The organism is Nocardioides pinisoli (assembly GCF_024199985.1).
Lineage (GTDB): Bacteria > Actinomycetota > Actinomycetes > Propionibacteriales > Nocardioidaceae > Nocardioides > Nocardioides pinisoli.
In genome coordinates, this window is record NZ_JANARS010000002.1 from 600411 (window position 1) to 618147 (window position 17737).

General features: G+C 73.0%; 14 protein-coding genes. 13 read left to right on the forward strand and 1 reads right to left on the reverse strand.

Annotated features, from left to right (window positions below; all coding sequences use genetic code 11):
• Nucleotides 1-36 precede the first annotated feature (36 nt).
• The 4 genes from NCI01_RS07030 to pheT all read left to right on the forward strand — a co-directional run bounded on the left by NCI01_RS07030 (nt 37) and on the right by pheT (nt 7127).
• Nucleotides 37-759, forward strand: coding sequence for a response regulator transcription factor (locus tag NCI01_RS07030; RefSeq protein ID WP_254180750.1), 723 nt, complete (start codon nt 37-39; stop codon nt 757-759).
• Nucleotides 756-3374, forward strand: coding sequence for a DUF4153 domain-containing protein (locus NCI01_RS07035; RefSeq protein WP_254180751.1), 2619 nt, complete (start codon nt 756-758; stop codon nt 3372-3374). Before NCI01_RS07030 ends, NCI01_RS07035 begins: the two co-directional genes overlap by 4 nt.
• Before the next feature lie 152 nt (nt 3375-3526).
• Nucleotides 3527-4624, forward strand: a complete 1098-nt coding sequence (gene pheS / locus NCI01_RS07040) for a phenylalanine--tRNA ligase subunit alpha (RefSeq protein ID WP_254180752.1) — start codon at nt 3527-3529, stop codon at nt 4622-4624.
• 16 nt (nt 4625-4640) lie between these two features.
• The gene (gene pheT, locus NCI01_RS07045; RefSeq protein ID WP_254180753.1) at nt 4641-7127 is read left to right on the forward strand and encodes a phenylalanine--tRNA ligase subunit beta; all 2487 of its coding nucleotides are present in this window, start codon (nt 4641-4643) and stop codon (nt 7125-7127) included.
• Between the two features lie 95 nt (nt 7128-7222).
• On the opposite strand, the gene NCI01_RS07050 is transcribed toward pheT, so the two are convergent.
• The gene (locus NCI01_RS07050) at nt 7223-8038 is read right to left on the reverse strand and encodes a maleylpyruvate isomerase N-terminal domain-containing protein (protein WP_254180754.1); all 816 of its coding nucleotides are present in this window, start codon (nt 8036-8038) and stop codon (nt 7223-7225) included.
• 92 nt (nt 8039-8130) lie between these two features.
• On the opposite strand from NCI01_RS07050, the gene argC reads away from it, so the two are divergent.
• The 9 genes from argC to NCI01_RS07095 are packed head-to-tail and all read left to right on the forward strand — an operon-like array spanning nt 8131 to nt 17385.
• Nucleotides 8131-9159: an N-acetyl-gamma-glutamyl-phosphate reductase gene (gene argC / locus NCI01_RS07055; protein ID WP_254180755.1), complete on the forward strand. Its 1029-nt coding sequence runs from the start codon at nt 8131-8133 to the stop codon at nt 9157-9159.
• On the forward strand, nt 9156-10307 hold the full coding sequence (argJ, locus tag NCI01_RS07060; RefSeq protein WP_254180756.1) for a bifunctional glutamate N-acetyltransferase/amino-acid acetyltransferase ArgJ: 1152 nt from the start codon (nt 9156-9158) through the stop codon (nt 10305-10307). The genes argC and argJ overlap by 4 nt, the downstream gene beginning before the upstream one ends.
• Nucleotides 10304-11269, forward strand: coding sequence for an acetylglutamate kinase (gene argB, locus NCI01_RS07065; RefSeq protein WP_254180757.1), 966 nt, complete (start codon nt 10304-10306; stop codon nt 11267-11269). The genes argJ and argB overlap by 4 nt, the downstream gene beginning before the upstream one ends.
• Entirely contained in the window at nt 11266-12459 is a 1194-nt protein-coding gene (locus NCI01_RS07070) for an acetylornithine transaminase (RefSeq protein ID WP_254180758.1), read from the forward strand. Before argB ends, NCI01_RS07070 begins: the two co-directional genes overlap by 4 nt.
• Nucleotides 12456-13382: an ornithine carbamoyltransferase gene (gene argF, locus NCI01_RS07075; RefSeq protein WP_254180759.1), complete on the forward strand. Its 927-nt coding sequence runs from the start codon at nt 12456-12458 to the stop codon at nt 13380-13382. Before NCI01_RS07070 ends, argF begins: the two co-directional genes overlap by 4 nt.
• Nucleotides 13358-13951 (forward strand): arginine repressor, encoded by a 594-nt coding sequence (locus tag NCI01_RS07080; RefSeq protein WP_254180760.1) that lies wholly within the window; start codon nt 13358-13360, stop codon nt 13949-13951. The genes argF and NCI01_RS07080 overlap by 25 nt, the downstream gene beginning before the upstream one ends.
• A complete protein-coding gene (gene argG, locus NCI01_RS07085; RefSeq protein ID WP_254180761.1) occupies nt 13948-15378 on the forward strand; it encodes an argininosuccinate synthase in 1431 nt (476 codons plus the stop codon). The genes NCI01_RS07080 and argG overlap by 4 nt, the downstream gene beginning before the upstream one ends.
• Nucleotides 15378-16835 (forward strand): argininosuccinate lyase, encoded by a 1458-nt coding sequence (gene argH, locus NCI01_RS07090; RefSeq protein ID WP_254180762.1) that lies wholly within the window; start codon nt 15378-15380, stop codon nt 16833-16835. The genes argG and argH overlap by 1 nt, the downstream gene beginning before the upstream one ends.
• Nucleotides 16819-17385: a DNA-3-methyladenine glycosylase gene (locus tag NCI01_RS07095; RefSeq protein ID WP_254180763.1), complete on the forward strand. Its 567-nt coding sequence runs from the start codon at nt 16819-16821 to the stop codon at nt 17383-17385. The genes argH and NCI01_RS07095 overlap by 17 nt, the downstream gene beginning before the upstream one ends.
• Nucleotides 17386-17737: the final 352 nt, after the last annotated feature.

The window sequence follows — 17737 nt, forward strand, 5'->3', positions numbered from 1 at the left end:
CCGCCTCCGACCCACCCGCGCTCCTAGGGTCGTGGCATGACCTCACGCCCGACGTCCGCAGCCAGGCCCAGGACCGCCCTGGTGGTGGAGGACGAGCGCACCATCAACGACGCCCTCGCCCAGCGGCTGCGCGCCGAGGGCTACACCGTCGAGCAGGCCTTCGACGGGCCCACCGCGGTCGAGAGGGCCGCGGAGGTGCGTCCCGACGTCGTCCTGCTGGACGTGATGCTCCCCGGGTTCGACGGTCTCGAGGTGTGCCGCCGCATCCAGGCCGCGCGTCCCGTGCCGGTGCTGATGCTCACCGCCCGCGACGACGAGGCCGACGTGCTGGTGGGCCTCGGGGTCGGGGCCGACGACTACCTCACCAAGCCGTTCTCCATGCGAGAGGTGGTCGCCCGCGTGGCCGCGCTGCTGCGACGCGTGGAGCGGGCGGCGGCGCTGGCCGACGAGCGTCCCGCCACGATCGAGGTGGACGGCGTACGCCTCGACCCCGGAGCCCGGCGCACCACGGTCGACGGGGAGCCCGTCCACCTCACCCCGACCGAGTTCGACCTGCTGCTGTGCCTGGCCCGGGCGCCCGGGCAGGTCCTGAGCCGCGAGCGGCTCCTGCGCGAGGTCTGGGACTGGGGTGACGCCTGGGCCAGCGCGAGCGCGACCCGCACGGTGGACAGCCACGTCAAGGCCCTGCGCAGCAAGGTGGGTGCCTCGCGCATCCGCACCGTGCACGGCGTCGGCTACGCCCTGGAGGACCACCGGTGAGTGCCTGGCTCGACAACGTCTCCAGCCTCAAGGCCAAGCTCGGCCTGCTGGTGGTCGCGTCGGTCGTGACCGCGGTCCTGCTCACGCTGCTCGGCTCGGCCGCCGACGTCCCGGCGCTGCTCGTGCTGCCGGTGAGCGTCGCCCTCGCGCTCGGGGTGACGCAGCTGCTCGCGGCCGGCATGGTGGCCCCGCTGCGGCGGATGACCGAGGTGTCGCGGGCGATGGCGCGCGGTGACTACACCGGGCGCGTGCGGACGTCCGCGACCGACGAGGTCGGCCAGCTCGCCGCTGCCTTCAACCGGATGGCCGAGGACCTCGCGACGGTCGACCGGGAGCGCCGCGACCTCATCGCCACGGTCTCCCACGAGCTGCGTACGCCGCTCACCGCCATGACCGCGCTGCTCGAGAACCTCGCCGACGAGGTGGTGCCGGCCGACCCGGAGCACCTCGGCGCCGCGCTCGAGGAGGCGCAACGGCTGGGCCGACTCGTCGAGGACCTGCTGCAGCTCTCCCGGCTCGAGGCCGGTGTGGTCGACCTCGACCGCCAGGACGTGGCGCTGCGGGCACTCGTCGAGGACTCGGTCGCCCAGGTGCGTGCCGCCGGCAGCGCCGGCGCCGTCGCGATCGACGTCGACGACGACCTCGTCGTGGCTGGCGACCCGGCCCGGCTGCGCCAGCTCCTCGTCAACGTGGTGGACAACGCGGCGCGGCACGCGCCCGCCGAGACGTCCGTGCGGGTCGCCGCCGGGAGCACCGACGGCTCGTGGTGGCTCGAGGTCGTCGACGCCGGCGGGGGAGTGGCCCCCGAGGACCGCGAGCGGGTCTTCGAGCGCTTCGGCACCGACGGGGCGGGCGGCACCGGCCTCGGCCTCGCCGTGGCCCGGTGGGTGGCGCAGCTCCACGGCGGCACGCTGCGCTTCCTCGACCCCGAGACGGGGCACGGCGCCCGCCTGCGGCTGGAGGTCCCCGGAGACGCCGGCCGTACGGCGCCGGCCGCGGCCCCGTCCGCCGTGCAAGGTCCCTCGGCGCCGGCGTCCACCCCGGCCGCACCACCGGCGCCCGCCGCGACGTCGTCGCCGGTGGTCGCCGCCGCCCCCCAGTCCGGGCTGGACGGCCTGTTCGGCCGGTTCTGGCCGGACCGCGGTGGTCCGCACGGGCTCCGGACGGTGGCCGCCGCGGCGGTCGCCGGACTCGTCGCCGGGATCGCCCTGTCGTTCACCGCGGTCGGCATCACCTGGACGCTGGTCGCCCTGACCTGCGGTGCGGCCGCGCTGGCCACGGCCCGCCGGCGACGCGAGCCGTGGACGCTGCTGTGCGCCGTGCTGGCGGTGCTGCTCGTGCTCCCGATGACCCTGCTCGACGCGTGGTGGGTGCAGATGCTCGGCCTCGTCGTCGCCGCAGCGGTGTTCCTCTGCGGCGTCACCGGCGCCCGCACGATGCCGGGCATCCTGCTGTCCGGCATCGCATGGCCGCTCGCCTCGCTGCGGGGCCTGCCGTGGTTCGGGCGCTCCCTGCGGCTCGCCGGCACCGGCTCGCGCACGCCCGCCGTGGTGCGTACGACGGCCTGGTCACTGCTGGGCCTCGGGGTCTTCGGCACGATCTTCGCCAGCGCGAACCCCGTCTTCGGGTCCTGGGTCGACCAGCTCGTGCCCAACCTGACCTTCAACGACCTCGTCGGACGGGCGTTCCTGGCCTGCTTCGGCTTCGCCGCGACCCTGGGGGCCGCCTACCTCGCGCTCAACCCAGCCGACGTCGAGGTGCTCGGCGGGCGGCGTCCGTCGGCGCTGGCCAACCGCTTCGAGTGGCTGGTCCCGGTGCTCGTCGTCGACGCAGTGTTCATCGCCTTCATCGCCGCGCAGGCGCGGGCCCTGGTCGGGGGCCGCGACTACATCGAGACCACGACCGGCCTCACCTATGCCGACTACGTCCACCAGGGCTTCGGCCAGCTCACCCTCGCCACGGCGCTGACGGTGCTGGTCGTGTGGATCGCCGCGCGGAGGGCCGGTGACGACGCCGCGGACCGCCGGTGGCTCCTCGGCTCGCTCGGCCTGCTCTGCGTGCTCACGCTGCTGGTCGTCGCGTCCGCGCTGCGCGGGATGTCGGTCTACCAGGACGCCTACGGCTTCACGACCCTGCGGCTCTTCGTCGACGTGTTCGAGGGCTGGCTCGGGTTCGTGGTGCTGGCGATCATGGTGGCCGGCGTCGCCCGGCGGGGCGCCTGGCTCCCGCGCATCGCGCTGGTCTCGGGAGCCGTCGCACTCGTCGGTCTGGCCGCGATCAACCCCGAGGCGTGGGTGGCCGGGCGCAACCTCGACCGCTACGACGCCACGGGCAAGCTGGACCTGTCCTACCTGCAGACCTTGTCGGCCGACGCGGCCCCGGTGATCGCCGAGCGGCTGCCTGCCGACGTCGCCCGTTGCGTGCTGTCGGACCTGCCCTACGAGACGATGACGTCCGAGGTCCTCGACGACCCGCGCGCCTGGAACCTCTCGCGCTCCCGCGCCGAGGACGCGCTGACCAGGGTCGGCCTCGAGCCGGGGCCGAGTCCTGCAGGCCCGGTGTCGGTCGGCCTCGGCCCGGAATGCAGTGGCGCCTGGGCCGCCTACGACGAGTAGAGTCACCGTCGTGGACACGAGCCTGCGATTTCTCCGCCCCGGACCTGGTCCGTCGGGCAGCTGACGTCACCGGGTCCGGGGAGTCCCCGTCCGACCCGACGCTCATCCACTTCTAGACTCTGCGGCGACCCGCTGCAGCAAGAAAGGGAGCCATGTCCGGCCCCAACACCGACTACGACCCCGTCGAAGTGACCCCGCTCAAGGCCGACCAGGTCGAGGCGATGCGTGAGGCGGCGCTCGCCGCGATCGCCGACGCCGCCGACCTCGACGCCCTCAAGCAGGTCCGGATCGACCACGCCGGCGACCGCTCGCCCCTGGCCCTGGCCAACCGCGAGATCGGTGCCCTGCCGCCCCAGGCGCGCAAGGAGGCCGGCCAGCGCGTCGGTCAGGCCCGCGGTGCCGTCAACCAGGCCCTCGCCGCCCGGCAGACCGTGCTCGAGGCCGAGCACGAGGAGCGGATGCTGGCCGAGGAGACCGTCGACGTCTCGTTGCCGACGACGCGCCGCCGCCGCGGAGGCCGGCACCCGCTGACCCTGCAGTCCGAGCTGATCGCCGACCTGTTCGTGGCGATGGGCTACGAGGTCGCCGAGGGGCCGGTCGTCGAGGCCGAGTGGCTCAACTTCGACGCCCTCAACCTCGGTCCCGACCACCCGGCGCGCACCATGCAGGACACCTTCTGGACCGAGCCGGCCGAGGACCACGTCGTGCTCCGCACCCAGACCTCGCCCGTGCAGGCGCGCACGATGCTCACCCGCACGCCACCCATCTACGTGGTCTGCCCGGGTCGGGTGTTCCGCACCGACGAGTACGACGCCACGCACTCGCCGATGTTCCACCAGGTCGAGGGCCTCGTGGTCGACGAGGGCATCACCATGGCGCACCTCAAGGGCACGCTCGACCACTTCGCCTCGCAGCTGTTCGGCGACGGGATCACCACGCGGTTCCGCCCGTCCTACTTCCCGTTCACCGAGCCCTCGGCCGAGGTGGACGTGCGCTGCTTCGTCTGCCGCGGTGTCGACTCCGCCTCGTGCCGCACCTGCCGCGGCGAGGGCTGGATCGAGTGGGGCGGCTGCGGCGTGGTCAACCCGCGCGTCCTGGTGGCCTGCGGCGTCGACCCCGAGGTCTACAGCGGCTTCGCCTTCGGGATGGGCATCGACCGGTCGTTCATGTTCCGCCACGACCTGGAGGACCTGCGTCCGCTCTTCGAGGGCGACGTCCGGTTCAGCAGCGCGTTCGGCACCGAGATCTGAGAGGGGAGAACGAGCGATGAAGGCACCCCTGTCCTGGATCCTGGACCTCGTCGACGTACCTGACGGCACCACCACCGAGGAGATCACCGACCGGCTCACGCTGACCGGCCTCAAGCTCGAGGCCATCGTCAGCCCCGGCCGCGACATCACCGGCCCGCTGGTCATCGGCCGCGTGCTCACGAAGGAGCCCGAGCCGCAGAAGAACGGCAAGACCATCAACTGGTGCACCGTCGACGTGGGTGACGCCAACGGGACCGGCGAGCCGCAGGGCATCGTCTGCGGGGCCCACAACTTCGAGCCGGGCGACCTCGTCGTCACCGTGCTGCCGGGCGGCGTGCTGCCCGGCGGGTTCGAGATCGGCGCCCGCAAGACCTACGGGCACCTGTCCGCCGGCATGATCTGCTCGGCCCGCGAGCTCGGTCTCGGCGACGACCACGACGGCATCATCGTCCTGCCGCCCGACGCCGGTGAGCCCGGCCAGGACGTGCGTCCCGTGCTCGGCCTCGACGAGGAGACCATCGAGTTCGAGGTCAACCCCGACCGGGCCTACGCGCTGTCCCTGCGCGGCATCGCCCGCGAGGTGCTGGTCTCCGTCGAGGGCGCGAGCGGCTTCCGCGACCCGGCGCTGCGCGACACCCCGGCCGCCAACGACGAGGGCCACCCGGTCGTCGTGGAGGACGCCGAGGGGTGTCCGGTGTTCGTGGCCCGGCGCGTCGACGGCTTCGACCCCGCGGCCCCCACGCCGGACTTCATGGTCCGGCGCATCACGGCCGCCGGCATGCGGCCCATCTCGCTGGCCGTCGACGTCACCAACTACGTGATGCTCGAGACCGGCCGGCCGATCCACGGCTACGACGCCGACAAGCTGCAGGGCGCGATCGTCGTACGCCGTGCGCGCGAGCGCGAGAAGCTCACCACCCTCGACGGGACCGCCCGCATCCTCGACCCCGGCGACCTCGTCGTCACCGACGACTCCGGGATCATCGGTCTCGGCGGCGTGATGGGCGGGGAGACGACCGAGATCTCCGACAGCACCACGTCGATCCTGGTCGAGGCGGCCCACTGGGACGCGGTGTCGATGTTCCGCACCGGCCGGCGTCACCGGATCACCTCGGAGGCGGGCAAGCGCAACGAGCGCGGGGTCGACCCGACGATCTGCGAGGCCGCGGCCGACCGGGTCGTGGAGCTCCTCGTCGAGCACGGCGGCGGCACGGCCCACCCCGGCGTGACCGTCGTGGGCAGCCCGCCCGAGATGCCCGTCGTCGCCGTCGCGGGCGACCTGGCCGCCCGGGTCTCCGGCATGCCGATCACCGAGGAGCAGTCGGTGGAGTGCCTGCGCGCGGTGGGCTGCGAGGTCACCGGTTCGGGGACGCTGTCGGTGACCCCGCCCCCGTGGCGTCCGGACCTGACCGACGCGCAGGACTTCTCCGAGGAGGTCGTCCGGCTCGTCGGCTACGACAAGGTGCCGTCGGTCCTGCCGACGCCCCCGTCGGGGCGCGGCCTGACCCGACCGCAGCAGCTGCGGCGCTGGGTCGGCCGCACCCTCGCCGGCGAGGGCTACGTCGAGGTGGTGAGCTTCCCGTTCGTGGGTGAGGCCGACCTCGACGCGCTGGGCCTCGCGGCCGACGACCCGCGCCGCGACCTGCTGCGCCTGTCCAACCCGCTCAGCGCCGAGGCCGGGTTCATGACCTCCACGCTCCTGCCAGGCCTTCTGCGCGCGGCGGGCAAGAACGTCGGCCACGGCACCACGGACGTCGCGATCTTCGAGACCGGCACGGTGACGCTGCCGCGCCACGCCGGACCGGCTCCGATCCTCCCGGTCGACCGGCGCCCGACCGAGGCCGAGCTCGAGGCCCTCGACGCCGCCCTGCCCGCCCAGCCCCTCCACCTCGCCCTGGTGGGCACCGGTGACGCGGTGTCCGGCGGCTGGTGGGGCGAGGCCCGTCCGTTCTCGTGGGCCGACGCCGTCGAGGCCGTACGAGCCGTGGCCGCCGCTCTCGGGCTCGAGGTCAGCGCCTCAGCCGTGGAGCTCGCGCCGTGGCACCCGGGCCGCTGCGCCGAGCTGTCCGTGGACGGTGAGGTCGTCGGCCACGCCGGTGAGGTCCACCCGAAGGTGTGCCAGGCCTTCGGCCTCCCCAAGCGCACCGTCGCCGCGGAGGTCGACCTCGACCTGCTGATCGCACGGGCGGTGCACCTGCGCACGGCGCCGACCTTCTCGTCCTTCCCGGTCGCCAAGGAGGACGTCGCGCTGGTCGTCGACGCCTCGGTGCCGGCTGCGGACGTGGAAGCCGCCCTGCGTGAGGGGGCCGGCGAGCTGCTGGAGTCGATCCGGCTCTTCGACGTCTACACCGGCGACCAGGTCGGTGAGGGGAAGAAGTCGCTCGCCTACGCCCTGCGCTTCCGCGCTCCCGACCGGACGCTCAAGGAGGGCGAGGCGGCGGCCGCGCGTGACGCAGCGGTCGCCCTCGCCGCCCAGCGCACCGGCGCCGTGCAACGCGCCTGACCCGCGCCCGTCCATGCCGACACTGGGCCTTGAGTCTCCAGGAGACTCAAGGCCCAGTGCGCGTGCAGACGCTCCGAGGCCTCGACCGGTTGTCCTCAGTTGATCGGCGACGCCACGACCGCGGTGAACCTCTCGAGGACGCCGCGGTCCCCGGCGACCGAGACCCGGGTGTCGTCGGAGCGGTTCCACAGCCACAGGTCGAGCGCCGCCGCGGGCCCGTCGACGACGACGTCGGGTTCGACCTCGGTGTCGTCCGGCGCCGGGACCACGTGGAAGTCCTCCTCCTCGGCATAGGTCGTGCCGCTGTCCGGATCGGTGCCCGCGAAGACCCCGAACCGCAGCCAGAACGACTCGCCGGTGTCGGTGACGTCGACCCGCACGGTGCCGTCCCCGGGCTCCCACGACCCCCAGGGCGGCATGCCGCCGTACATCACGTCGAGGCACTCGTGCACCCCGTCGGTCGCCAGCCGTGCGTCGACCTCGCTCGCGAGCCCGGCGGCCTGCTCGGCGTCGACGCGGTGCACCAGTGCCTCGTGGGCCTGTCGGCGCAGGATGAACCCGACGGTGTGGTCGTCCGACCAGGTCCAGGCCTCCTCCCGGGGGTCTGCGCCCTCGAGCGCGGCGGCCAGGCCGGCCGACCACTCGTCGTAGGTGCGCAGCAGGTCGTCGTAGGACTCGGGGCGGGGCGGGTCGATCTCCTCCGGCCGGACGGGCCGGGCCGTCAGCACCTCGGTCCACCACCGCTGCACCGTGGCGAGGTGCCACAGCAGGTCGGAGGCGTCCCAGTCGGGACACGCAGGCACGCGGGATGACGGGTCGCACCCGGCGAGCACCTCGCGGGAGCGGGCGGATTCGGCACGCAGGTGCTCGAGGTAGGCGTCGGGGGACATCACGGTGTGGTGTGGGCTCACCCGTGCACCGTAGGGGAGGCGACCGACGCCGCGCGCCGCATTTGTGCGACCTCCGTGCGGGAGGACATGCAAAGTAATGTATAGTCATGCACATGCCTGCAACAGTCGCCGTCGCCGGAGCCAGTGGGTACGCCGGTGGTGAGGTCCTGCGCCTCCTCCTGGCGCACCCGGAGGTCGAGGTCGGCACGCTGACCGCGGGCTCCAACGCGGGGGAGCGGCTCGGCGCCCTCCAGCCGCACCTGCTGCCGCTCGCCGACCGCGTCCTGGCCGACACCACGGTCGACACCCTGGCCGGGCACGACGTGGTGGTCCTCGGCCTGCCGCACGGCCAGTCGGCCGCGATCGCCCAGGCGCTCGGCGACGACACCGTCGTCATCGACTGCGGTGCCGACTTCCGGCTCACCGACCCGGGGGAGTGGCAGGCGTTCTACGGCGGCGAGCACGCCGGCTCGTGGCCCTACGGGCTCCCCGAGCTGCCCGGCCAGCGCGACCTGCTGCGCGGTGCCCGGCGGATCGCCGTGCCCGGGTGCTACCCGACCGTCTCGACCCTCGCGGTGGCGCCGGCCCTCGCCGCCGGGCTCGTCGAGCCCGACGTCACGGTCGTCGCGGCATCGGGCACGAGCGGTGCCGGCAAGGCCGCCAAGCCCCACCTCCTCGGCAGCGAGGTGATGGGCAACGCGAGCGCCTACGGCGTGGGCGGCACGCACCGGCACACGCCGGAGATCGTGCAGAACCTCAGCGGCGTCGCCGGCGCCCCCGTGAAGGTGGGCTTCACGCCGCTGCTGGTCCCGATGTCGCGCGGCATCCTCGCCACGGTCCAGGCGCCCCTGCTCGACGGGGTCGCCCCGGCGCAGGTCCGCGACGCCTACGCGACGGCGTACGACACCGAGCCGTTCGTGCACCTCCTCCCCGAGGGCCAGTGGCCGCAGACCCAGTCCGTGCTCGGCTCCAACGCGGTGCAGGTGCAGGTCGCGGTCGACGAGCGCGTACGACGACTGGTGGCGGTGGCCGTGGTCGACAACCTGGCCAAGGGCACCGCCGGCGCCGCCGTCCAGTGCATGAACCTCGCCCTGGGTCTCGACGAGGCCGCCGGGCTCACCACGATCGGACTCGCACCATGACAGTCACCCACCCCCACGGCTTCACCGCCGCCGGCGTCGCGGCCGGACTCAAGTCCAGCGGCGGCAAGGACCTCGCCCTCGTCGTCAACGAGGGCCCCACCTTCGACTCCGCGACCGTGTTCACGGCCAACCGCTGCAAGGCCAACCCGGTGCTCTGGAGCCAGGAGGTCGTGAAGGACGGCACCGTCAAGGCGGTCGTCCTCAACTCCGGCGGCGCCAACTGCTACACCGGCCCCGACGGCTTCCAGACCACCCACGCGGTCGCCGAGAAGGTCGCCGAGGGCCTCGGCATCGGTGCCATCGACGTGGTCGTCTGCTCGACCGGCCTCATCGGCCTCGCCAACGACCGCGACGACCTCCTCGCCGGCGTCGAGGCCGCCACCTCTGCGCTCTCTGCCGATGGGGGCGCCCACGCGGCCGAGGCCATCATGACCACCGACTCGGTCAGCAAGAACACGGTCGTGGAGGGTGCCGGCTGGTCCATCGGCGGGATGGCCAAGGGCGCGGGCATGCTGGCCCCGCAGCTGGCCACCATGCTCGTCGTCCTCACCACCGACGCCGTCGTCCCCGCCGCCGACCTCGACGCCGCCCTGCGCGCCGCGACCAGGGTCAGCTTCGACCGGCTCGACTCCGACGGTTGCATGTCCACCAACGACACCGTCACGGTCATGGCGAGCGGTGCCAGCGGCATCACGCCCACCCCGGAGGACTTCACCGCCGCGCTGACCCAGGCCTGCACCGACCTCGCGATGCAGCTGCTCAAGGACGCCGAGGGCGCCGACCACGAGATCGCGATCACCACCGTCCACGCGGCGACGGAGGAGGAGGCGGTCGAGGTGAGCCGGAGCGTCGCGCGCAGCAACCTCTTCAAGGCCGCGGTCTTCGGCAACGACCCCAACTGGGGGCGCGTGCTCGCCTCCATCGGCACCACGCAGGCGCAGTTCGACCCCGCCGACCTCGACGTCGCGATGAACGGCGTCTGGGTGTGCCGGCAGTCCACGCCAGCCGAGGACCCGGCCGGTGTCGACCTCACCGGCCGCGAGGTGAGCGTGACCATCGACCTCAAGTCCGGCGACGCGCGTGCCACCGTCTGGACCAACGACCTCACCCACGCCTACGTCCACGAGAACAGCGCCTACAGCTCATGAGCGAACAGACCAGCCCCCCGACCGGCCCGGACACCGTCCAGAACCCGCGCCGCCCCGACCCGGCCAAGGCCCGCACCCTGGCCGCGGCGCTGCCGTGGCTCAAGCGCTACCACGGGCGCACCATCGTGGTGAAGTACGGCGGCAACGCGATGACCGACGACTCGCTCAAGGTGGCGTTCGCCGAGGACATCGCCTTCCTCCGCTTCGCGGGTTTCAAGCCCGTCGTCGTGCACGGCGGCGGCCCGCAGATCTCCCGGATGCTCGACAAGCTCGGCATCGAGTCCGAGTTCCGGGGCGGGCTCCGGGTGACCACCCCCGAGGCGATGGACGTCGTCCGCATGGTGCTCGTCGGGCAGGTGCAGCGCGAGCTCGTCGGGCTCATCAACCAGCACGGCGCGCTCGCGGTCGGGCTCTCCGGCGAGGACGCCGGCCTCTTCACCGCCGAGCCGACCAACACGGTCGTCGACGGCGAGGAGGTCGACCTCGGCCTCGTCGGCGAGGTGGCCCGCGTGCGGCCCGAGGCCGTCCTCGACCTGATCCAGGCCGGCCGGGTGCCCGTCGTCAGCTCGGTGGCGCCCGACGTCGACGGCGTGGTCCACAACGTCAACGCCGACACCGCCGCCGCGGCGCTCGCGGTCGCCCTGGGAGCCGAGAAGCTGCTGGTCCTCACCGACGTGGAGGGCCTCTACCGCGACTACGGCAACTCCGACGACCTCATCCAGGAGATCAGCCCGGAGGCGCTCGGCGAGATGCTGCCGTCCCTCGACGCGGGCATGGTCCCCAAGATGCGTGCCTGCTACGAGGCGGTCACCGGTGGCGTGCCGCGGGCGACGGTCGTCGACGGCCGCGAGCCCCACTCGGTGCTGCTCGAGATCTTCACCGACGAGGGCGTCGGCACCCAGGTGCTGCCCGGCGTCGCGACGCGGATGCGCAAGCCCTACCCGAGCGAGGAGGACGCATGAACGACGTCCGGGACCGCTACGCCGGCGCGGTCATGAACACCTTCGGCCCACCCGCGCTCGCCCTCGCCCGCGGTGAGGGCGCCCACGTGTGGGACACCGACGGCAAGGAGTACGTCGACCTGCTCGGCGGCATCGCCGTCAACGCCCTCGGCCACGCCCACCCCGCCCTCGTGGAGGCCGTGACCACCCAGCTGCGCACGCTGGGCCACGTCTCCAACTTCTTCGCCACCGAGCCGCAGGTGGCCCTGGCCGAGCGGCTCGTCGGCCTGCTCGGCTGGTCCGACGACGCCCGCGTGTTCTTCAGCAACTCCGGCGCCGAGGCCAACGAGGCCGCGCTCAAGCTCACCCGGCGCACCGGCCGCACCCGTCTCGTCGCCGCCGAGGGGTCCTTCCACGGCCGCACGATGGGCGCCCTCGCGCTGACCTCCAAGGCCGCCTACCGCGAGCCGTTCGAGCCGCTCCCCGGCGACGTCACCTTCGTGCCCTACGACGACGTGGCCGCGCTCGAGGCTGCGGTCGACGACACCGTCGCCGCGGTCGTGCTGGAGCCGATCCAGGGCGAGGCCGGCGTCGTCGTGCCGTCCGCCGACTACCTGTCCGCCGCCCAGCGCATCGCCCACGACCACGGTGCGCTGCTGTGGCTCGACGAGGTGCAGACGGGCATCGCGCGCACCGGCGCGTGGTTCGCCCACCAGCTGCTCGAGGGGGTGCGGCCTGACGTCGTCACCCTGGCCAAGGGCCTCGGCGGAGGCATCCCCGTCGGGGCGACGGTCGCCGGGGGAGCGGCGGCGACGTTGCTGCAGCCCGGCAACCACGGCACCACCTTCGGCGGCAACCCGGTCGCGACGGCGGCCGCGCTCGCGGTCCTCGACACGATCGAGAGCGACGGGCTCATGGACGCCGCGGTCGCCCGGGGTGCCCAGCTCGAGGCCGTCCTGCGCGCGCAGGCAGGCGTCCGCGAGGTGAGCGGCGCCGGGCTCATGCTGGGTGCGGAGCTCGACGGTCCCTACGCCCCGCAGGCCGTGGCGGCCGGACGCGACGCCGGCTTCATCCTCAACGCGACCGGCCCCACCCGGCTGAGGTTCGTCCCACCACTCGTGGTCACCGCCGCCGACCTCGACGCCCTCGCCGCCGCCCTGCCCGCCATCCTCGAGACCGCTCGCACCGCTGCACAGGAGTCCAGCCGATGACCCGTCACTTCCTCCGCGACGACGACCTGTCGCCGGCCGAGCTGCTCGAGGTCCTCGACCTGGCCGACCGGATGAAGGCCGAGCCGTTCGACCACAAGCCGCTGGCGGGTCCCCGGACCGTCGCGCTGGTCTTCGACCGCCCGACGCTGCGCACGCAGGTCTCCTTCGCTGCTGGGATCGCCGAGCTCGGCGGCAACCCGATGACCGTCGACGGCGGGCTCGCCGCCATGGGGTCGCGCGAGGGCGTCGAGGACGTGGCGCGCATCCTGGGGCGCCAGGCTGCGGCGGTCGTCTGGCGCACCGCCCACCAGGCCGACGTCGTCACGATGGCGGCGTACGCCGGTGTCCCGGTGCTCAACGCGCTGACCGACGAGTTCCACCCCTGCCAGCTGCTGGCCGACCTCCAGACCGTGCGCGAGCACAAGGGCAGGCTGGCCGGGCTGCGGGTCGCCTTCGTCGGGGACGGCGCCTGCAACATGGGCAACTCGTGGGTCCTCGCCGGGGCCTCTGCCGGCCTGCACGTCGTCGTCGGCGCCCCCGACGGCTTCATGCCGGACGCGCACGTGGTGGCCCGGGCCCGCGAGCTCGCGCAGGACACCGGCGGGTCGATCGACCTGACCGCCGACCCGGTCGAGGCGGCCACGGGGGTCGACGTCGTGGTCACCGACTCGTGGGTCAGCATGGGCCGCGAGGAGGAGTCGGAGGAGCGGCTACGCATCTTCCCGCCCTACGGTGTGACCGACGACCTGCTCGCCCACGCCGCGGCCGACGCCATCGTCCTGCACTGCCTGCCGGCCTACCGGGGCAAGGAGATCTCCGAGGAGGTCATCGAGGGCCCGCACTCGGTCGTCTGGGACGAGGCCGAGAACCGGCGGCACGCGCAGAAGGCGGTGCTGACATGGCTGCTGGAGCGCTCACCATGAGCGCCGTGTCGCCGCTGACCAAGAGCGCGCGCCACCAGCGGATCATCGACATCGTGACCACCCACCCGGTGCGCTCGCAGACCGAGCTGGCCGACCTGCTGGCCGACCTCGGCGTCCGCGTCACCCAGGCCACGCTGAGCCGCGACCTCGTCGAGCTCGACGCCGTCAAGGTGCGCAACGCCGACGGTGCCCTGGTCTACGCCGTGCCGGGGGAGGGAGGCGACCGCAGCGTCTCGGCCCCGCGCGAGAGCGCCGCCGGCCGCGACCGCCTCGCCCGTCTCTGCGCCGAGCTGCTGGTGAGCGCCGAGGCGAGCGCCAACCTCGTCGTGCTGCGTACGCCGCCCGGCGCGGCCCAGTTCCTCGCCAGCGCCTTCGACAAGGCCGACCTCGGTGACATCCTCGGCACCATCGCCGGCGACGACACCCTGCTCGTCATCGGACGCGACCCCGCCGGAGGCGACGCGCTCGCCCAGCGGTTCCTCGACCTCGCCAACGACTTCCGGCACAGCCCCGGCAACAACCCCAGCCCCTCGGCACCCACCCCCACCTCTGCAAAGGACTCCCTGTGAGCAAGGTCCTCACCTCCCTCCCGGTCGGCGAGCGCGTCGGCATCGCGTTCTCCGGCGGCCTCGACACCTCGGTCGCCGTCGCCTGGATGCGCGACAAGGGAGCGGTCCCGTGCACCTACACCGCCGACATCGGTCAGTACGACGAGCCCGACATCTCCGGCGTGCCGTCGCGTGCCCTGCAGTACGGCGCCGAGCTCGCGCGCGCCGTGGACTGCAAGACCCAGCTGGTCGAGGAGGGCCTCGCCGCCCTGGCCTGCGGCGCGTTCCACATCCGCTCCGGGGGCCGGGTCTACTTCAATACGACGCCGCTCGGCCGCGCGGTCACCGGGACGATGCTCGTGCGTGCCATGCACGAGGACGACGTCAACATCTGGGGCGACGGCTCGACCTTCAAGGGCAACGACATCGAGCGGTTCTACCGCTACGGCCTGCTCGCCAACCCCGACCTGCGCATCTACAAGCCGTGGCTGGACGCCGACTTCGTCACCGAGCTCGGCGGCCGCAACGAGATGAGCGCGTGGCTGACCGAGCACGGCCTGCCCTACCGCGACAGCCAGGAGAAGGCCTACTCCACCGACGCCAACATCTGGGGCGCCACCCACGAGGCGAAGACCCTCGAGCACCTCGACGTCTCGCTCGAGACGGTCGACCCGATCATGGGCGTGAAGTTCTGGGACCCGTCCGTCGCGATCGAGACCGAGGACGTCACCATCCGCTTCGACCAGGGCCGCCCCGTCGCCATCAACGGCGTCCACCACGACGACCCCGTCGCGCTGGTCCACGAGGCCAACGCGATCGGTGGGCGCCACGGGCTGGGCATGTCCGACCAGATCGAGAACCGCATCATCGAGGCCAAGTCGCGCGGCATCTACGAGGCCCCCGCGATGGCGTTGCTCTTCATCGCCTACGAGCGACTCGTCAACGCCATCCACAACGAGGACACCGTCGCGCAGTACCACAACGAGGGCCGCAAGCTCGGTCGCCTGCTCTACGAGGGCCGGTGGCTCGACCCCCAGGCGCTGATGATCCGCGAGTCGATCCAGCGCTGGATCGCCTCGCTGGTCACCGGTGAGGTGACGCTGCGGCTGCGGCGCGGTGAGGACTACTCGGTCCTGCGCACGGACGGCCCCGCGTTCTCGTACCACCCGGACAAGCTGTCGATGGAGCGCACCGACAACGCCGCCTTCGGCCCCACGGACCGGATCGGCCAGCTCACCATGCGCAACCTCGACATCGCCGACTCGCGCGCCAAGCTCGAGCTCTACGCCGCCCAGCCGCTCGACCAGGGCCAGGTGCTCGTCGAGAACGGCACCCTCTACGGTGCCATCGAGGCCGGCGGCTACGACAAGATCACTGACAACCCGGCGGCCCAGGCGGCCGACGAGTCCGCCCTGGAGCACGCAGCGATGGAGTTCGGGACCGACTGATGGCTGACCTGACCGGCACACCGGCGAGCGGCGGCACGACCAACGAGGGCTCGCTGTGGGGAGGCCGCTTCGCGAGCGGGCCGTCGCCCGAGCTCCAAGAGCTGTCGCGGTCGACGCACTTCGACTGGCAGCTGACGCCGTACGACCTGGCCGGCTCACGGGCGCACGCCAACGCCCTGCACCGCGCCGGGCTGCTCAGCGACGCCGACCACGCCGAGCTGCTGCGGGGGCTGGCGGTGCTGGGGGAGCGCTACGACGCTGGCGACCTGCACCCGGCGCCCACCGACGAGGACGTCCACGGCGCCCTCGAGCGGCTGCTGCTCGAGGAGGTCGGCCCCGAGGTCGGCGGGCGCCTGCGTGCCGGACGGTCCCGCAACGACCAGGTGGCCACGCTCTTCCGTGCCTACCTCCGCGACCACGCCCGCACCATCTCGGGACTCGTCCTCGACCTGGTCGACGTCCTGGCCGCCCAGGCGGGGGAGCACCTCGCCCCGGGCGCCGAGACGGTCATGCCCGGACGCACCCACCTCCAGCACGCCCAGCCGGTGCTGCTCGCGCACCACCTGCTGGCGCACGCCTGGCCGCTGCTGCGCGACGTCGACCGGCTGCGCGACTGGGACGCACGCGTGGCCGGCGACTCGCCCTACGGCTCGGGCGCCCTGGCCGGGCAGACGCTCGGCCTCGACCCGGAGGCGGTCGCGGCGGAGCTGGGGTTCACCGGCTCGTCGGCCAACTCCATCGACGGCACGTCGGCGCGCGACTTCGCCGCCGAGTTCGCGTTCGTGACCGCCCAGGTGGGCGTCGACCTGTCCCGCCTCGCCGAGGAGGTCATCCTCTGGACGACCCGGGAGTTCGACTTCGCGACGCTGCACGACTCCTGGTCGACCGGGTCGAGCATCATGCCGCAGAAGAAGAACCCCGACATCCCCGAGCTCGCGCGCGGCAAGTCGGGTCGCCTGATCGGCAACCTGTCCGGACTGATGGCGACCCTCAAGGGCCTCCCGCTCGCCTACAACCGTGACCTGCAGGAGGACAAGGAGCCGGTCTTCGACTCGGTCCGCACGCTCGAGGTGCTCCTGCCCGCGATGACCGGGATGGTCGCGACGCTGACCTTCAACGGCGCCCGCATGGCCGAGCTGGCGCCGCAGGGCTTCTCGCTCGCGACCGACGTCGCCGAGTGGCTGGTGCGCGAGGGCGTCCCCTTCCGTGATGCGCACGAGCTCGCCGGCGCGTGCGTACGCCGTTGCGAGGAGCTCGGCTGCGACCTGCCCGACCTCACCGACGACCAGCTCGCCGCCATCTCGCCGTCCCTGACGCCGCAGGTGCGGTCGGTGCTGACCGTGCCCGGCTCGGTGGCGTCCCGCTCCGGTCGCGGGGGGACCGCTCCTGTTCGGGTCCGCGAGCAGCTCGACGAGGTGGTCGCGGCGACCACCGGCCACCGTGACCGCCTGGGCTGAGGGCGACCCGCTCGAGGTCGCGCCCCGTCTTCTCGGCGCCGTGCTGACCCACGGCGGCGTCTCCGTCCGGCTCACCGAGGTGGAGGCGTACGCCGGCCCGCGCGACCCCGGCTCCCACGCCCACCGGGGCCAGACCGCGCGCAACGCGGTGATGTTCGGTCCACCCGGGCGCCTGTACGTCTACTTCGTCTACGGCATGCACTTCTGCGCCAACCTGGTGACCGGTCCCGAGGGGGACCCGGGCGCCGTCCTGCTCCGTGCGGGCGAGGTGGTGGCCGGGCACGACGTCGCACGCGAGCGCCGCCCCGCCAGCAGCGACCGCGACCTGGCGCGCGGTCCCGCGCGGCTGTGCCGGGTGCTCGGCATCGACCTGTCGCACAACGGGACGCGACCCGACCTGGTCGCGGGGGACACGGTGAGCGACGTCAGCACCGGGCCGAGGGTGGGGTTGCGGCTCGCAGCGGACCGCCCGTGGCGGTTCTGGATCACTGACGACCCCACTGTCAGCACCTACCGCCCGGCCGCCCCGAGACGCCGCGCAGGCCGCTGACCTGCGGTTATGCGTGAGGTGGCCCCCCGGTTTGTCATGGCGGCCGAACGTCGTCTAATGTTTCACCTGTCGCCGCAAGCGGCGCCGCTCCTGGCCAGAAGGCCAGCTGAGTAGGAGACCAGCTGCGACCACCGAAGCACGACGAACCGCACAGTTTGACGCGGGACGGAGCGCCCGGTAAGTTTCTGCAGGTTGCCCCGCGACCAAGCCGACTCAGTCGGTGAGGAACGGGTGCGTCTGATACTTGAGAACTCAACAGTGTGTTTGATTAGTCGACGAATTAGTTTGTTATGCCCCGTTGACGTCAACTTGTTCTGCGCCTTTTTTGGGTGTGGGGTTGTTGGTGTCGCGG